This window comes from Streptomyces sp. A0592, from assembly GCF_004795115.1.
GTDB classification, from domain to species: Bacteria; Actinomycetota; Actinomycetes; order Streptomycetales; family Streptomycetaceae; genus Streptomyces; species Streptomyces erythrochromogenes.
Genome location: NZ_SSBM01000038.1, coordinates 19,666 through 33,531, shown reverse-complemented (window position 1 = coordinate 33,531; position 13,866 = coordinate 19,666). Strand labels below are relative to the sequence as shown.

Sequence of the window (13,866 nt, the reverse complement as noted above, 5' to 3'; positions counted from 1 at the left end):
GAAGAGATCCTCCGATGGACTCCCGCATATCCCGCATACGCTCCAAGCTGGCTAAGGTCCCATACCAGGCGCAGTGCAGCTACTCGGCCGGCGCCTGGCGTCACCAGTTCCGCGTTGGCCCACGCCTCAGTTCCGCGCAGGCGGACGCTTTCGAGTCCGAGCACCACATCGAACTGCCTTTCGCCTACCGGAAGTTCCTTGTCGAACTCGGGGGCAGCGGTGCCGCCCCCTTCTACGGTTTGCTTCCGCTGGAGGAGTGCAGGCTGTTCACCATGGATCGACAGCCGCCGGACGGCACCCCGCGGGGGTTCCATCACGTGAGCCACGCGGACGCGCTGCAAGGGGATCTGTTCCTCGAAATCATCGGGATGGGCTGCTCCGACCTGTGCCTCATCGGTGTGACCGGGCCCCTCACCGGCCGCATGGTCACCGGCAATGCGGATGGCTTCTGGCCTCCGAACGTCTCCTCGGCCCAGGACTTCCTGAGCTGGTACGAACGGTGGCTCAACCACATGCGGGACGGCAAGGACAACAAAGCGTTGGGGCTCACCTCCCCGGCGACCGTCGCAAGCGCCCCCTGGGGCCCCGGGCCAGAGCTCGGAATACTGTGTGGTCGCAGGCCGCAGAGGGGTAAGGCGGCGGAACTCGGAACCGAGATCACCCCAGCGCCCCTGTCTCATGAGACAGGGCGAAATCTGGAGAACGACGGGCACCGGGCGCTCCTGTTCATCGCCGCCGGCCCGGGCGGCACGGTGGTGGTGCGGACCCGTCGCGGGGCGCTGGTTCAGGACCGGTGGCCGGATCTGGTGGCGGCCGCCGAGACGGGTCTGCCGCACGATCGGGTGACATCTGAACTGGCTTGTCCTGTCGGGCAGGTGGGAAGGATGTCGCTGTGCCCAAGCCCTATCCGGAAGAGTTCCGTCAAGACGTCGTGCGGGTCGCGCGGAACCGTGGTCCGGGTGTGACGGTCGAGCGGGTCGCCACCGACTTCGGGGTCCATCCGATGACGTTGTGGAAATGGATGCGCCGGGCGGACATCGACGACGGGGCCAAGGGCGGGAGCACCCGTCAGGAGAACGCGGAGCTGCGGGAGGCACGTCGTCGGATCAAGCTGCTGGAGCAGGAGAACGAGGTCCTGCGGCGGGCCGCGGCGTATCTGTCGCAGGCGCATCTGCCGGGAAAGGATCTACCCGCTCGTGAAGGAGCTGGCCGCGGACGGAACGCCTGTCGCGGTGACGTGCCGGGTGCTGAAGCTCGCCAGGCAGCCGTACTACCGCTGGCTCGACAAGCCGGTGGCCGACGCCGTCCTCGCTGAGGCGTATCGTGCGGACGCGCTGTTCGACGCCCACCGCGAGGACCCGGAGTCCGGCTACCGGTTCCTGGCCGACGAGGCACGCGATGCCGGGGCGTCGATGGCGGACCGCCTGTCACCCGAACCTGCACCAGACCCTTCATGGGAACGTGGGGAACCGGTCCGTTCGACAGCGACCTCGCCGCAGACTTCATCGATGCACTTGAGGGACTCACCCACCAGCAGGTCATCGACGTGCTGGAGCGGGCCTTCCAGCGAGTCACCGACTCGGGACCTCGGTGAGGGCCGCCGCCGCATCGACGTCAGTCTGTTCACCACCGACGACCCTCGCCTACCTCACCGCATCCCTGAACGCCCAAGGGCGCACCGAACCCGCCGACCAGCTCGCCGCCCTCGCGCACGACCTCGGACACCTTCCCCTGGCGCTGGCCCAGGCCGCCGCGTACATCGTCGATCGGGTGAGAGCGCGGCCGCCTACCGTTCCCTGTTGGCCGACCGGACCACCACCCTCACCGACCTCACCCCGGAAGCCCTGCCCGACGAGCAGGCAATCGCCCTCGCCGCCGCCTGGTCCCTCTCCATCGACCGCGCCGACACCCTGCGCCCTGTCGGCCTGGCCCGCCCCATGCTCCACCTCGCCGCGCTCCTGGACGCCAACGGCGTCCCCCAGGACGTCCTCTCCAGCCCGTCGGCCCGCACCCACCTCGCCGCCCACCGCACCCCGGCGGGTCCCACCCACCCGTGGCGGCCGAAGTGGTGGCCGGGCAGACGGTGGCGGCCGTTGACACCGGTCAGCCCCAAGGAAGCGCAGGGGGCTCTGCGCGCACTGGACCGGCTCAGCCTCATCGACCACCAACCCGGCACCCCCCACCAGGTCGCCGCGTGCACCAGCTCATCCAGCACGCCACCCGCGACACCCTCACGCCCAACCAGCAGTACCACGCTGCGCGCACCGCGGCCGACGCCCTCATGGACACCTGGCCCGAGATCGAGCGCGACACCGACCTTGCCCGGATGTTCCAGGCCAATGCGCACGCTCTCACCCGCCACGGCGAAGAAGCCCTGTACTCGCCGGACGCACACCCGGTGCTGTACCGCCTCGGTGTCAGCCTCGGCGACTCCGGGCAGGTGACCCGCCGCCATCGACCACCTCCGGAACCTTGTCACCGCGTGTGGCAGCACCCTGGGCGAGGACCACCCCGACACCCTCAGCGCGCGGAACAACCTCGCAGCCATGCGAGGGGAGGCCGGTGATGCGGCCGGAGCCGCGCAGGCCCTCACCGGTCTCCTGGAGTCCTGGGACGGGTAGGGGGCTCGGACGGTTTCGAGGTGCTGATTGTTCGACAAGACCTCGGCCACGGGGGGAGACAGGCGTAAATGGCCCCCGGGCATCGAGGTCCGGATCACGCTGCGGTACGTCATCGCCCGGACCGGCCAGGACGCTGCGTACGAAGTCATCGCCCGCGACGTTCCGCTCGAGGCGGTGGCCACCACCCTCAGCACGGTAGAGAGAGGGATGGAGGCGAGGCCGGGCGCATGAGGGCGGGCCGGTAGACGCATACGGGCTGGGTGAAGATCATCACTCCGGGCCGGACGCCGGGCTGGATCTCCGCGGTGTACGTCGGCGGTGGCTCGAACAACACTCCGGTCCTCGGCGCACCGGTCAACCGCCCCGGGGACGCCACCGTGCACTACGAGTTCATCCGGATCCGCTCCTGACGGCGCCCGTCAGCGCCGTACGTCCGGTCAGCCGACTGCGTCGACCAGCCTCCCGCGCCTCGTGCGTAAAGATCGTCGACAGCGGGTGCCGCAGCCGCTGGTGGACGCTGGTCGAGCTGCCCGACGGCAGGATCGGCTGGTGAACAACATCTACGTCCTCGCCCCCGGACGACGCACACCCTCCACTTCCCCCTGCCCTCTCCCGTTCACCCGGGAGGGTGAAAGCCGCGCAGCCTGCCCGACCGGGCTCTGGGTGCCATCTCCTCTCGTCGAAGAACCGCTCAGGGGGCCGGGACGGCGGCTTCTATCACTCGGGTACGGGCGGGTGCCGGTACCAGCAGCCGAACCAGGGCCGCTCAGCGGGAACTTGCCGCGGTTCTCAACCGTGTTGATGGGCAAGGACCCCGGATGCGTGGCTGCCTGGTTGCGAAGAGTGATCGACAGTCGGACATGGATACGAAGGAGACGACATGTTGATGGAGGCGCTGGCGGCGTTGGCAGCGGCGGGTGGTGGCGCGGTGGTTCAGGCCGCGGGGACGGATGCGTGGAACGGGATGCGACAGCGGGTGGGGGAGATCTTCGGCCGCGGTGATGCGGCGCGGATCCCCGCCGAGCTGGAGCGCCTGGACCACACCGCACGCGTTCTGGCGCCGGGCGATAGGGACGGCACGGCCCCGACGCGGCTCCGGGAGGAAGGCGTGTGGGCGGGGCGGTTCGAGGCTCTGCTGGAGGGCCTGGACGACGCAGGGCGGGAACAGGTGGCCGGGCAGCTGCGGGACCTGCTGGCGTTCGTGGCCGCCTCGGCGGGGGACACCGCCGTCGCGACGGGCACGGCGGTGGCCCGTGACGGGGGCAGCGCCGTCACGGGCGTCAAGCACAGCAGCGGCGGCCGCAGTGGTACCGCCCGGGCCGCGCACACCGGGGACGCGGAGGCCACCGGCCCGGGCTCCACCGCCGTCACCGGCATCGCCACCGGATAGTCCCTCCACCCTGCATCGCAGCCGTTCGCAGAACGAACCGAGGGGGATGGTGTGGCCCGCTGGCGGTGGCGCAAGAAGGGATCCGGCGAGGACGTGGCCGCGACGATGCCGGCTGATGTCGCGGACGTTGGCCGAGCATCACGGGCGACCACCTGGCAGAACGCGTTCGCCAACGTCGGGGACGCCGACGCCGTGGCCTACCGGACGGGGAACGCCCAGGCCATCGGGGCGGGCGCCATCGCCGTCACCGGCGTCTACAAACCCACCGTACAGCTACCATCCGAGGCGCTGCGCCCGCCCGCCGAGGTGGATGCCCCGATAGGCCTGAACGACCTGCCCTACCAGCCGGGCCTGTTCGTCGGACGCGAGCGCGAACTCAACCTCCTCGACACCGCGCTCGCCTCCCCCGGCACGGCCTTGGTCCAGGCAGTTGCCGGACTCGGCGGGATCGGCAAGAGCACCCTGGCCGCGCACTGGGCCGCCACCCGCCCCCACGGACGCGTGCCCGTCCGGTGGATCACCGCCGACAGTCCCGCCGCCGTCCAGAAGGGCCTGGCGGACCTCGCCACAGCCCTGCAGCCCGTACTCGCGTACGCCCTGCCGGTCGAGGCACTCGCCGAGTGGGGCCTGCAGTGGCTGGCCAGCCACACCGGCTGGCTGATCGTCCTGGACAACGTCAACGATCCCGCCGATATCGCCCCCCTGATCGCCCGCGCCCCAGGCGGCAGGTTTCTGATCACGAGTCGGCTCGCCACCGCGTGGACCGACGCCGCCACCCTCGTCCGCCTCGACATCCTCCTACCGGCCGAGTCCCTGGCTCTGCTCACCTGCATCACCTCCGGCCCGCATCCCGGCCGGGACCTGGACGGGGCGGCCGACCTGTGCGAAACCCTCGGCCACCTCCCCCTGGCCATCGAACAGGTCGCCGCCTACCTGGCGCAGAACCCGCTCACGACCCCGCGCGCCTACGTGCACCTCCTCGCCCAGCACCCCGCGCAGATGTACCGCGCCGGTGCGGCCACCACTGCCGCCTCAGCCACCATTGCCCGCGTCTGGAACATCACCCTCGACCGCATCACTCGCATTCAGCCCCACGCCGCCGACCTGCTGCGCACCCTCGCGTGGTACGCCCCTGACCACATCCCCGCCGTCCTGCACCACGCCGGCACGGTCGACCCGCCCGCAGACAGCGCCGCCCTCGGCCTCCTGACCGCCTACAGCATGATCACTCCCGACCCCGCAGCCAACACCCTCGCCATCCACCGGCTCGTCCAGGCCCTCGCACGCACCCCCGACCCCGAGGATTGCCACCGCACCCCGCAACTCATCGACCAAGCCCGCGAACAAGCCACCCAGGGCCTGTACACCAACCTCCCCGAGGCCTGGAACACCCCTGACACCTGGGACACCTGGCGCACCCTGCTCCCGCACATCGACGCGTTCGCCACCCACACCATCAACACCGAAGGCACCATCAATGCCGCCCGCATCCTCAACGAGACGGCACTCTTCCTCGGCAACCAAGGCCAGTCCGGCCCTGCGACCACCTACTTCCAACGCGCCCTCACCGACACCGTGCGGCTCTTGGGCGAGGACCACCGCTCCACCCTGACCTACCTCAACAACCTGGCCAGCGCATACGAATGGTCGGGGGACCTGGAGCGGGCCATCCCCATGTACGAACAGTCACTCACCGACACCGCGCGGGTCCTGGGTGAGGACCACCCCGACACCCTGACCTCCCGCAACAACCTCGCCGGCGCGTACGAATCGGCAGGGGACCTGGAACGCGCCCTCCCCCTGTACGAGCAGACCCTGGACGATCGGGTCCGGGTCCTGGGTGAGGACGACCCCGCCACCCTGACTTCCCGCAACAACCTCGCCTTCGCCTACGAATCGGCGGGGGACCCGGAGCGGGCCATCCCCCTGTACGAGCAGACCCTGAGCGACAGCGTGCGGATCCTGGGCGAGGACCACCCCTCCACACTGACCTATCGCAACAACCTCGCCTACACCTACGAATCCGCGGGGGACCTGGGGCGGGCCATCCCCCTGTACGAGCAGACCCTGAGCGATCGGGTCCGGGTCATGGGTGAGGACCACCCTGACACCCTGACCTCCCGCAACAACCTCGCCGGCGCGTACGAATCGGCGGGAGACCTGGAGCGGGCCATCCCCCTGTACGAACAGTCGCTCACCGACACCGAGCGGCTCTGGGGTGAGGACCACCCCTCCACGCTGACCTACCGCCACAACCTGGCCTCCACCTACGAATCGGCAGGGGATCCGGAGCGGGCCATTGCCCTGTACGAGCAGACCCTGGTCGTTCGGCTCCGGGTCCTGGGTGAGGACCACCCCGACACCCTGACCAGCCGCAACAACCTCGCCTACACCTACGAAATGGCGGGGGATCTGGAACGGGCCGCTTCCCTGCACGGACTGACTCTCAGCCATCGGGTCCGGGTCCTGGGTGAGGACCACCCCGACACCCTGACCAGCCGCAACAACCTCGCCCACACCCACGAATCGGCGGGAGACCTGGAGCGGGCCATCCCCCTCTACGAACAAACCCTGCGCGACACCGTGCGGATCCTGGGCGAGGGCCACCCGTTCACCGAAATGCTCCGAGGCAATCTCGCCAGGGCCATTACCGAGCGGGACAACGTCGAGCCGTCATGACCCGGGCCGACCGCGTACGCGGGCAGGTGGACGGGCCGGCCGGACGCCACGAGCCCGGGAAGACCGTAAAGATGATCAAGCAGAGGGGGGATGCGCGGCCCAGTGGGCTTCGAGGCTGCTCCAGTCGAAACGCGTCAGCGTCCACCTCGCCGGCCAGGACGACAAGATCCTCGTCATGGCCCTCAACCACCAGGCCGCCGGACCGGATGCGGCGGGAGCCGTGCCGGCGGAGGTGGCGGTCCTGCGGACCGTGGATGCCTGCGGCGCCCAGACCGACCACGACGGTCACGCCTCGCGGGCACTCCTCGACGCCCGACCCCGGCCGAAGAAGCGTCTGGCGTGGCAACCCTCGGCAGATCACTGCTCCGTCACACCACGGCCCGGTCGTCCAGGCCCAGAAGGCCAGCACGGCGCAGCCCGGCCAGCAGACGCGGCCAGACGCCGGCCCCGGTCCATCCCCGGTCTCTTCGTCACTCCTGGTTGATCCTTTCGCGCCGGGGTAGCCAAGCCCCATGGCCCTCAACAACACCTCCGCCCCCACCACGACCGGATACGTGCAGCCCGGCATCGACGTCCGGGCACTGTCCGTCATGCTCGACGGCGAGTACGCCGAGATCCGCAGTCTCGTACGGCATAACCTGTCCAGGTACGCCTCTATTCTCGAAGAAGCCGAGGAACTCGGCCTCGACGCGTTCCGCGAGCGGGTGCGGGAGGTCGTGGTCGAGATGGCCGCGACGGGGCAGACCGGCATGGGGTTCCCGGCCTCCTACGGCGGTGGCGACGACGTCGGTGCCTCGATCGCCGCGTTCGAGACGCTGGCCTTCGGCGATCTGTCGGTCCTGGTGAAGGTCGGCGTCCAGTTCGGTCTCTTCGGCGGCGCGATCCTGCACCTCGGCACCCAGCGCCATCACGACGCCCATCTGTCCAGGCTGATCACGGGCGAGCTGATGGGCTGCTTCGCAATGACCGAGACGGGGCACGGCTCCAACGTCCAGGCGCTCGCCACGGTCGCCCGATACGACGCTGCACGCCAGGAGTTCGTCATCACCACGCCCGGTGACGAGGCGCGCAAGGACTACATCGGCAATGCCGCCTGCCACGCCGAGTTGGCGGTCGTCTTCGCCCAGCTGGAGGTGGCCGGAGAGTCCCACGGCGTGCATGCCTTCGTCGTACCCGTCCGGGTCGGCGGCGAGACCGCGCCCGGCGTCCGCATCGAGGACGACGGTCTCAAGATGGGGCTCAACGGCGTGGACAACGGCCGGATCCGGTTCAACGACGTGCGGGTGCCGCGCGAGGCACTCCTCAACAGGTTCGCCGAAGTCAGCCCGGAGGGCGTCTACGAGAGCTCGATCGACAACCCCCACCGGCGCTTCTTCACCATGCTCGGCACGCTGGTGCAGGGCCGGGTCAGCGTCGGCGGCGCCGGCATCAGCGTCTCCAAGGTCGCCCTCGTGGTCGCCACCAGGTACGCCATGCGACGGCGGCAGTTCTCGGCGGGCTCTGGCGCCGAAGAGCAGGTGCTGCTCGACTACGGCCTGCACCAGCGCCGGTTGCTGCCGCTGATCGCCCGGACGTACGCGCTGCACTTCGCCCAGGACGTGGTCCGCTCACAGCTGCACGACGTCTTCTCCGGCATCACGGACGATGCCGAGGAGCGGCGGCGCCTCGAGTCCCGCGCCGCCGGGCTGAAGGCGCTCGCGACCTGGCATGCCACCCGGGTCGTCCAGGAGTGCCGCGAGGCCTGCGGCGGCGCGGGATACCTCGCGGTCAACCGGTTCGCCGCGCTCAAGGCCGACAGCGACGTCTTCACCACCTTCGAGGGCGACAACCACGTCCTTCTGCAGCTCGTCGCCAAGGGGCTGCTCACCGACCAGGCGAGCGCGTTCGAGGACCTCGACCAGGCGGGCATGGTCCGCTTCGTCACCGGCCTCGCTGTCGAGACGCTCCTGGAGCGGACCTCGGTCCACAAGCTGCTCGAACGCGTACGCGATCTGCTGCCCGGCGGCGACGCATGGGACCGGGAGGCCGGGCTGCTCGACTCCGACTACCAGCTCGCCATGGTCCGCTTCCGGGAGGAGCACATGCTGGCCGGCCTCGCCCGCCGAATCAAGAACGGGACCGACCAGGAGCGCGATCCGGGTGCGGTCTTCTCACAGGTGCAGGACCATGTCGTCGCGCTCGCCCGCGCCCACGTCGAGCGGCTGGTGACGGAGGCGTTCGTCGAGAAGGTACGCGCAATGCCCGAGGGCGACCAGAAGGTCGCGCTGGCCCTGCTGTGCGACCTGTTCGCCCTGTCGACGATCGAGGCGGACCGGGCCTGGTTCATGGAGCACGGTCGGCTGACCGTGCAGCGCTCGAAGGCGATCAGCCGCGAGGTGAACGACCTGTGCCGCAAGGTCCGACCGCTCGCGCTCGATCTGGTCGACGCCTGGGGCGTCCCGCCAGAAATGCTGCGCGCGCCCGATCTCCTGGGTTGAGCCGAGCGGGCCCGCGCCGCTGCGGCGGGGCGGCACGAGCTCGGTGCGGTTTCGGCGGGCGATGACGCTGCCCGGCCTCGGCGGGTAGCAGCCCGGAGCCACGTACGCCAATGACCTGGCGCTGTCATCCGTCACGGGCTGACGTCCCAGCGGGTGGCCTCGCCGCTCTCCTGGGCGACGTAAAGGGTGCCGTCGGGGGCGAAGGCGAGGCCATGGGGTTCGCAGGCGGGGGTGGGGAGGGGAAACGCCATGACGGTGCCATCCGGGGTGATGCGGCCGATGCGGCCGGTGGCCCATGCCGTGTACCAGCAGGACCCGTCGGGGAGGGCGTGTTCGGAGAGCTCGCCGGACGGGGTGAGGCGGGTGAGGGTCGCACTGTGCAGGGTGGTGAACCACAGGGCGCCGTCGGGGCCGGTGGTGATCAGGGTCGGGCCGCAGCTGGGGGAATCCAGGGGGAACTCGTCGATCCGGCCGTCAGGGGTGAGGCGGGCGATGCGGCCGGCGTGGACCAGGGTGCACCAGATGTCCCGTCGCTGGTCGGACCGTTGAGAGTCGGGATGCCCCCTTCACGATCCCCGGACACCGTCCCGTGCGGGGGCGTTGAGCCGCCCCCGCACTGGCTTCTCCGACGCCCTCGCGGGCGTCGGCGCCGTGCACGGTGTGTGCCGTTACGCCGAACGGCGCCGACGGGCCATGGCGTACAGGGTTCCGCCGAGCGTCAGGGCCCCGGCAGCGAGTCCACCCGCGGCCAGCGCGGCGGAGCCGGTGTTGGCCAGGTTGCCGCCGGTACCGCCGTTCGGGCCGGGGGTGTTGCCGGTACCCGGGGCGGTGCTCGTGGAGGCCGAGGGCGAAGTCGAGCCGGACGGGCTCGGGGAGGCCGAGGCGGACGTCGACGTGCTGGGCTGCGGGCTGCTGGCCGGCGTCACGGTGATGGTGAGCTCGGCCTTGTTGTTGCCGAGGTTTCGGTCGATGTCAGCGATCTTGAGATGGCCCGGACCGCGGTCGGCCTTGTACCGGTACTCGCCGTGGTAGGTGCCCGGCTTGACCCACGACTCGATCTTGAAGGTCCCCTTGACCGAGCCGCCGGTCCCGCCGAACACCCGGCGCCCGTCCGGGCCCGGGCGTCCGCCGACGAAGCTGATGCCGGGCGGTAGCACGAACTCTGTTTCCACCACGTTGTCGTCGATGGCCGTAGTGGCGACCGACCCGGTGCCCTTGATCTGCCAACCCGGGTCGAGCAGCACCTGGCCGCCGGCCGGGCCACTGCCGGTCGCCCCGTCCACGGTGAAGTCGACCTGGTTCGCGGGGTTTTCGACCGCAACCTCGCGACCCCAGAAACCCCACTCCTTGAACGGCTCGGCCGGTGCGACCTTGATGGCCGCGGCGGTTCCCTTGACCCCACCTTGCTGCGGCTTGTAGATCGGCTTGCCGCCCGGAGTCCAGGCGGCGTAGAAGAGGTCGCGCCAAAGCTCCGGGGTCGCGGTGATGTTCAGCCCCGTGTCGAGCCGGTAGTACTTACCCGGCTCAAAGGTGCCGGTGAAACTGCAGAACAGGTATTCGTCACGGTACTCCCGCACGGGGTCGACCTTGAAGTGTTCGCAGTTCGAAGGCCGTTCCTGAGAATTCAGTTCCAGGCCCGGCGGCAGGTGGACGCCCAGCTCCGCCCCCTGGACCGGCTTGTCGCCGGTAACTTTGAAGCCCAGACGGAGGCTCTGCTTCTGGCCGTTCTCGACCGCGGTGTCGAGAAGTTCCTCGGAGGCTACGAGCCCGCCGAACGGGTCCGGGTTCCCCTCAGCCCGGTTCGGGCCCTGCTCACCGATGGCGGCGCCCGGCGTCACCGGGGTCGGCACCGCCGCGGCCTGGGCAGTGGTCGCGGCGCCCAACACGACCGTACCGGCGGCCAGAGCCGCCCCGATCCGCCGCGCGGCAGTGCTGTGTGTGCGGTTCAACCGCATCAAAACGGTCCCCCTCATGTCACATAGGTCAGGCGTTCGAGCACGCCCGACTCCTGTACGCCTGCCAGAGGGCCCGATCGGTTGCCCGCAATGATCAAGAAATCGGCGGGCAGGACCTCGACGACCGGCCTGGCATACGGGTGTTGGGCGCACGCGATGTCCGTCCGGCTCGCCCGAACCGACCCGGGGACCCGACCAGCCGACCGTGCACCGAGCGGCCAGGACCTCGCCGGTGGCCGCCCACTCGAGCGTGGTTTCGAACACGCCGGTACAGGTGGCGACTACGGCGTAGCCCTTGCTCGACTTCGCACGCTGTTCGGCTTGTTCGGTCGGGCCCCCACCGCACCGCCGGCTACGGCCTTCCCCCGGTGTCCGCGACGACGGTCAATCGGTCGGCCAGTCGGCGGCATGCCTGTGCGAGTTCGGGCGGGTGGAGGTCGGTGAGTTCGGTGTCGAAGGTGGCGAGTATCCCGGCGATGCCGGCCCAGGACCAGGCTCCGAGAGTGAGGCGGCAGTACTCGGTGTCGAGGTGTTCGACGACCGAGCCGCTGGGTGCCCAGCGGGCCACGACGCCGGCCGGCAGGTTGAGTCGGGCACTGCCGGTGCACTCCCAGGCGGCCGGAGCATCGCCGCGGTCGTGACTGCTCATGACGAAGTGGGCGCGGTCGTCGTGGGGCAGCCGGCGAGGAGAGAATCGGTGTGTCGTGGGACGGGGGCGGAGCCGGTCGACACGGTGCACTCGCCACTGGTGGTCCCCGAGGTCGTAGGCGACCAGATACCACCGCCCGGCCCAGACCACCAGATGATGGGGCTCGATGCGGCGGGCGGCCACGAAGTCGTCGTCGCCGGTTCCGGGGCGGGATCCGTCGGCACGCAGCGTCTCGGTCACCAGTGCGTGGCGGTGGCGCACCGCAGCCCCCACGGCGGTGAGCACGGTCGAGTCGATGGGGGGCGCCGCAAACTCCCAGTAGTTCTGCAGTTTGGTCAGGCGTAGGGATTTCATCGATTCCCGCAGCGCAGCGGGCATGGCCTGCTCCAGGGTGACCAGTGCACGCGCCGCGTCGTCACTCAGACCGAACACCGTTCCTGGCGCGGTTTGCAGGGCCACCGCGACCGCCAGGGCCTGATCGTGGTCGAACACCAGCGGAGGGAGGGTGTGCCCTGCGCCGAGCTGGTAGCCGCCATCGGGCCCGTGGACGGTGGTGATCGGGTATCCGAGCCCGCGCAGGGTCTCGATGTCACGGCGGACGGTGCGCTCACTGACCGCGAGCGCGGTGGCGAGTTCGCGCAGTGGCCACAGGCGGCGCGATCCGAACAGGGACAGTAACCGCAAGGCCCGCCGTGAGGTGCTCGCCATCGTCCCATCATGCCCGGTAGTGGCCACTCCGTGTCCACTACCGGTGCCACTGTTGCGTTGATGCGCAGGCGAGCAGCGGCGGAAGGGAACGGTCAGGTATGCGTGTTGTCGTGGTCGGTGGCGGGATCGGTGGACTCGCGCTGGGGGCAGGGTTGCGCCGCAGGGGGTTCGAGGTGGCGGTGTTCGACCGCGACACCGATGTGGCGGCGACAGGCGGTTACCACATCACCCTGGACGAGCGGGCCCAGTCGGCGTTGCGGGAGCTGGTGGCGCCGGAGACCATGCGGCGGCTGCTGGCGTCGGCCTCGGCGCTGCGGCTGCGCGACCGCGATGCGTTCTGGGACCGTCACGGCCGGCTCCTCGGCCGCGGGCCGGATCTCAGCGCCGATTCCAGCATCGATGTCGATCGCATCACTCTGCGCATGCTGCTGGCCGAGGAGGTCGGCGATGACCTGCATCTGGGGCGGACGGTGTCCGACGTGGGTCAGGGTGACGACGGCGCACCACTCGTACGGTTCGCCGACGCCGCGACTGTCTCGGCGGATCTGGTGGTGGGCGCGGACGGCACCCACTCCTTGGTTGCCCAACGCCTGGCGGGAGGCCGGACCAACAGCCCGGCAGGCATCATCGGGTTCTCCGGCCGTACCCTCCGCGCTGACCTGAGTCCCGGTGAGCAGCAACGGCTCGGACCACGATCAGGGCTGGCGATCGGCCCTCGGGGGGCAGCCCTGTACGTCGGCTTCCTCGACCCGGTCGGCAACGCGGTACTCGACGCCCCCGAACTGCGGATGTCCGTCACCACCGCTCCCACCTACATCTGGGGCGCGATGTTCCCCGAATCCGACGCGACCGACTCCCTGCGCGAACTGCGTGTCGGCGAGTTGCAGGCCGCGCTGCTGGGACCGTTCCGGCAGCAGGGCTGGGCCGAGCACACGCTGGAAGTCATCGCCCGCGCCGACCCGCACAGCGTGGCCGCGTACCGCTTCAATGCCGCCTCGACCCGTGCCACCGACCTCGCGCCATGGCCTGCGGGCCGTATCACCGCGCTCGGCGACGCCGTCCACGCGACACCGCCCACGGCCGGAATGGGGGCCGGCGCGGCCATACGCGATGCTGCCGCCCTGCTTCAGCACCTGAGCCGCGTCACTGACGGCGATACGACGACGGCCGAGGCCGTGAACCAATTCGAGGCGGGCATGCGCCAGCGCGGCGGCGAGGTCCTCACCCTTGCCATGAGAACGGTCCGTCTGATCCTGGCCACCGACACCGCACTCGGCGCCGCCGCCACGACCGTGACCACCCCGATCCTGGCCGCTGCCGCCCGGCTGCGTCGTCGGTGATCAATGTTGGCGTCGGCCGCACGGCTCGGTCTTCTCATCCGTCGTCA

General features: G+C 70.2%; 12 protein-coding genes. 10 read left to right on the top strand and 2 right to left on the bottom strand.

The features are described 5' to 3' along the window. Positions 1–14: 14 nt before the first annotated feature. The 9 genes from E6U81_RS42010 (at position 15) to E6U81_RS33240 (ending at position 9,167) form a co-directional block, all read left to right on the top strand. Entirely contained in the window at positions 15–965 is a 951-nt protein-coding gene (locus tag E6U81_RS42010; protein ID WP_346766191.1) for a hypothetical protein, read from the top strand. Then, positions 962–1,315, top strand: coding sequence for a transposase (locus E6U81_RS33270; RefSeq protein ID WP_240804157.1), 354 nt, complete (start codon positions 962–964; stop codon positions 1,313–1,315). The genes E6U81_RS42010 and E6U81_RS33270 overlap by 4 nt, the downstream gene beginning before the upstream one ends. 138 nt (positions 1,316–1,453) lie before the next feature. Next, positions 1,454–1,594, top strand: coding sequence for a DUF4259 domain-containing protein (locus E6U81_RS33265; RefSeq protein WP_136233735.1), 141 nt, complete (start codon positions 1,454–1,456; stop codon positions 1,592–1,594). Between the two features lie 600 nt (positions 1,595–2,194). Then, positions 2,195–2,566 carry a hypothetical protein gene (locus E6U81_RS40640; protein ID WP_206310082.1) on the top strand — a complete coding sequence of 124 codons (372 nt, stop codon included), beginning with the start codon at positions 2,195–2,197 and terminating at the stop codon, positions 2,564–2,566. An 82-nt stretch (positions 2,567–2,648) separates the two neighbouring features. Then, positions 2,649–2,852, top strand: coding sequence for a hypothetical protein (locus E6U81_RS33255; RefSeq protein ID WP_136233734.1), 204 nt, complete (start codon positions 2,649–2,651; stop codon positions 2,850–2,852). A 29-nt stretch (positions 2,853–2,881) separates the two neighbouring features. Beyond that, the gene (locus tag E6U81_RS40165; protein WP_168714799.1) at positions 2,882–3,031 is read left to right on the top strand and encodes a hypothetical protein; all 150 of its coding nucleotides are present in this window, start codon (positions 2,882–2,884) and stop codon (positions 3,029–3,031) included. A 470-nt stretch (positions 3,032–3,501) separates the two neighbouring features. Beyond that, positions 3,502–4,011, top strand: a complete 510-nt coding sequence (locus E6U81_RS33250; RefSeq protein ID WP_240804156.1) for a hypothetical protein — start codon at positions 3,502–3,504, stop codon at positions 4,009–4,011. Between the two features lie 51 nt (positions 4,012–4,062). Next, a complete protein-coding gene (locus E6U81_RS41805) occupies positions 4,063–6,690 on the top strand; it encodes a tetratricopeptide repeat protein (RefSeq protein ID WP_206310081.1) in 2,628 nt (875 codons plus the stop codon). Positions 6,691–7,202: 512 nt separating this feature from the next. After that, positions 7,203–9,167 (top strand): acyl-CoA dehydrogenase, encoded by a 1,965-nt coding sequence (locus E6U81_RS33240; RefSeq protein ID WP_136233733.1) that lies wholly within the window; start codon positions 7,203–7,205, stop codon positions 9,165–9,167. A 668-nt stretch (positions 9,168–9,835) separates the two neighbouring features. Here E6U81_RS33240 and E6U81_RS33235 read toward each other — a convergent pair. Then, on the bottom strand, positions 9,836–11,386 hold the full coding sequence (locus E6U81_RS33235; RefSeq protein WP_136233732.1) for a hypothetical protein: 1,551 nt from the start codon (positions 11,384–11,386) through the stop codon (positions 9,836–9,838). An 88-nt stretch (positions 11,387–11,474) separates the two neighbouring features. Beyond that, positions 11,475–12,479 carry a WYL domain-containing protein gene (locus tag E6U81_RS33230; RefSeq protein ID WP_136233731.1) on the bottom strand — a complete coding sequence of 335 codons (1,005 nt, stop codon included), beginning with the start codon at positions 12,477–12,479 and terminating at the stop codon, positions 11,475–11,477. Between the two features lie 98 nt (positions 12,480–12,577). On the opposite strand from E6U81_RS33230, the gene E6U81_RS33225 reads away from it, so the two are divergent. After that, a complete protein-coding gene (locus E6U81_RS33225; protein WP_136233730.1) occupies positions 12,578–13,819 on the top strand; it encodes an FAD-dependent monooxygenase in 1,242 nt (413 codons plus the stop codon). Positions 13,820–13,866: the final 47 nt, after the last annotated feature.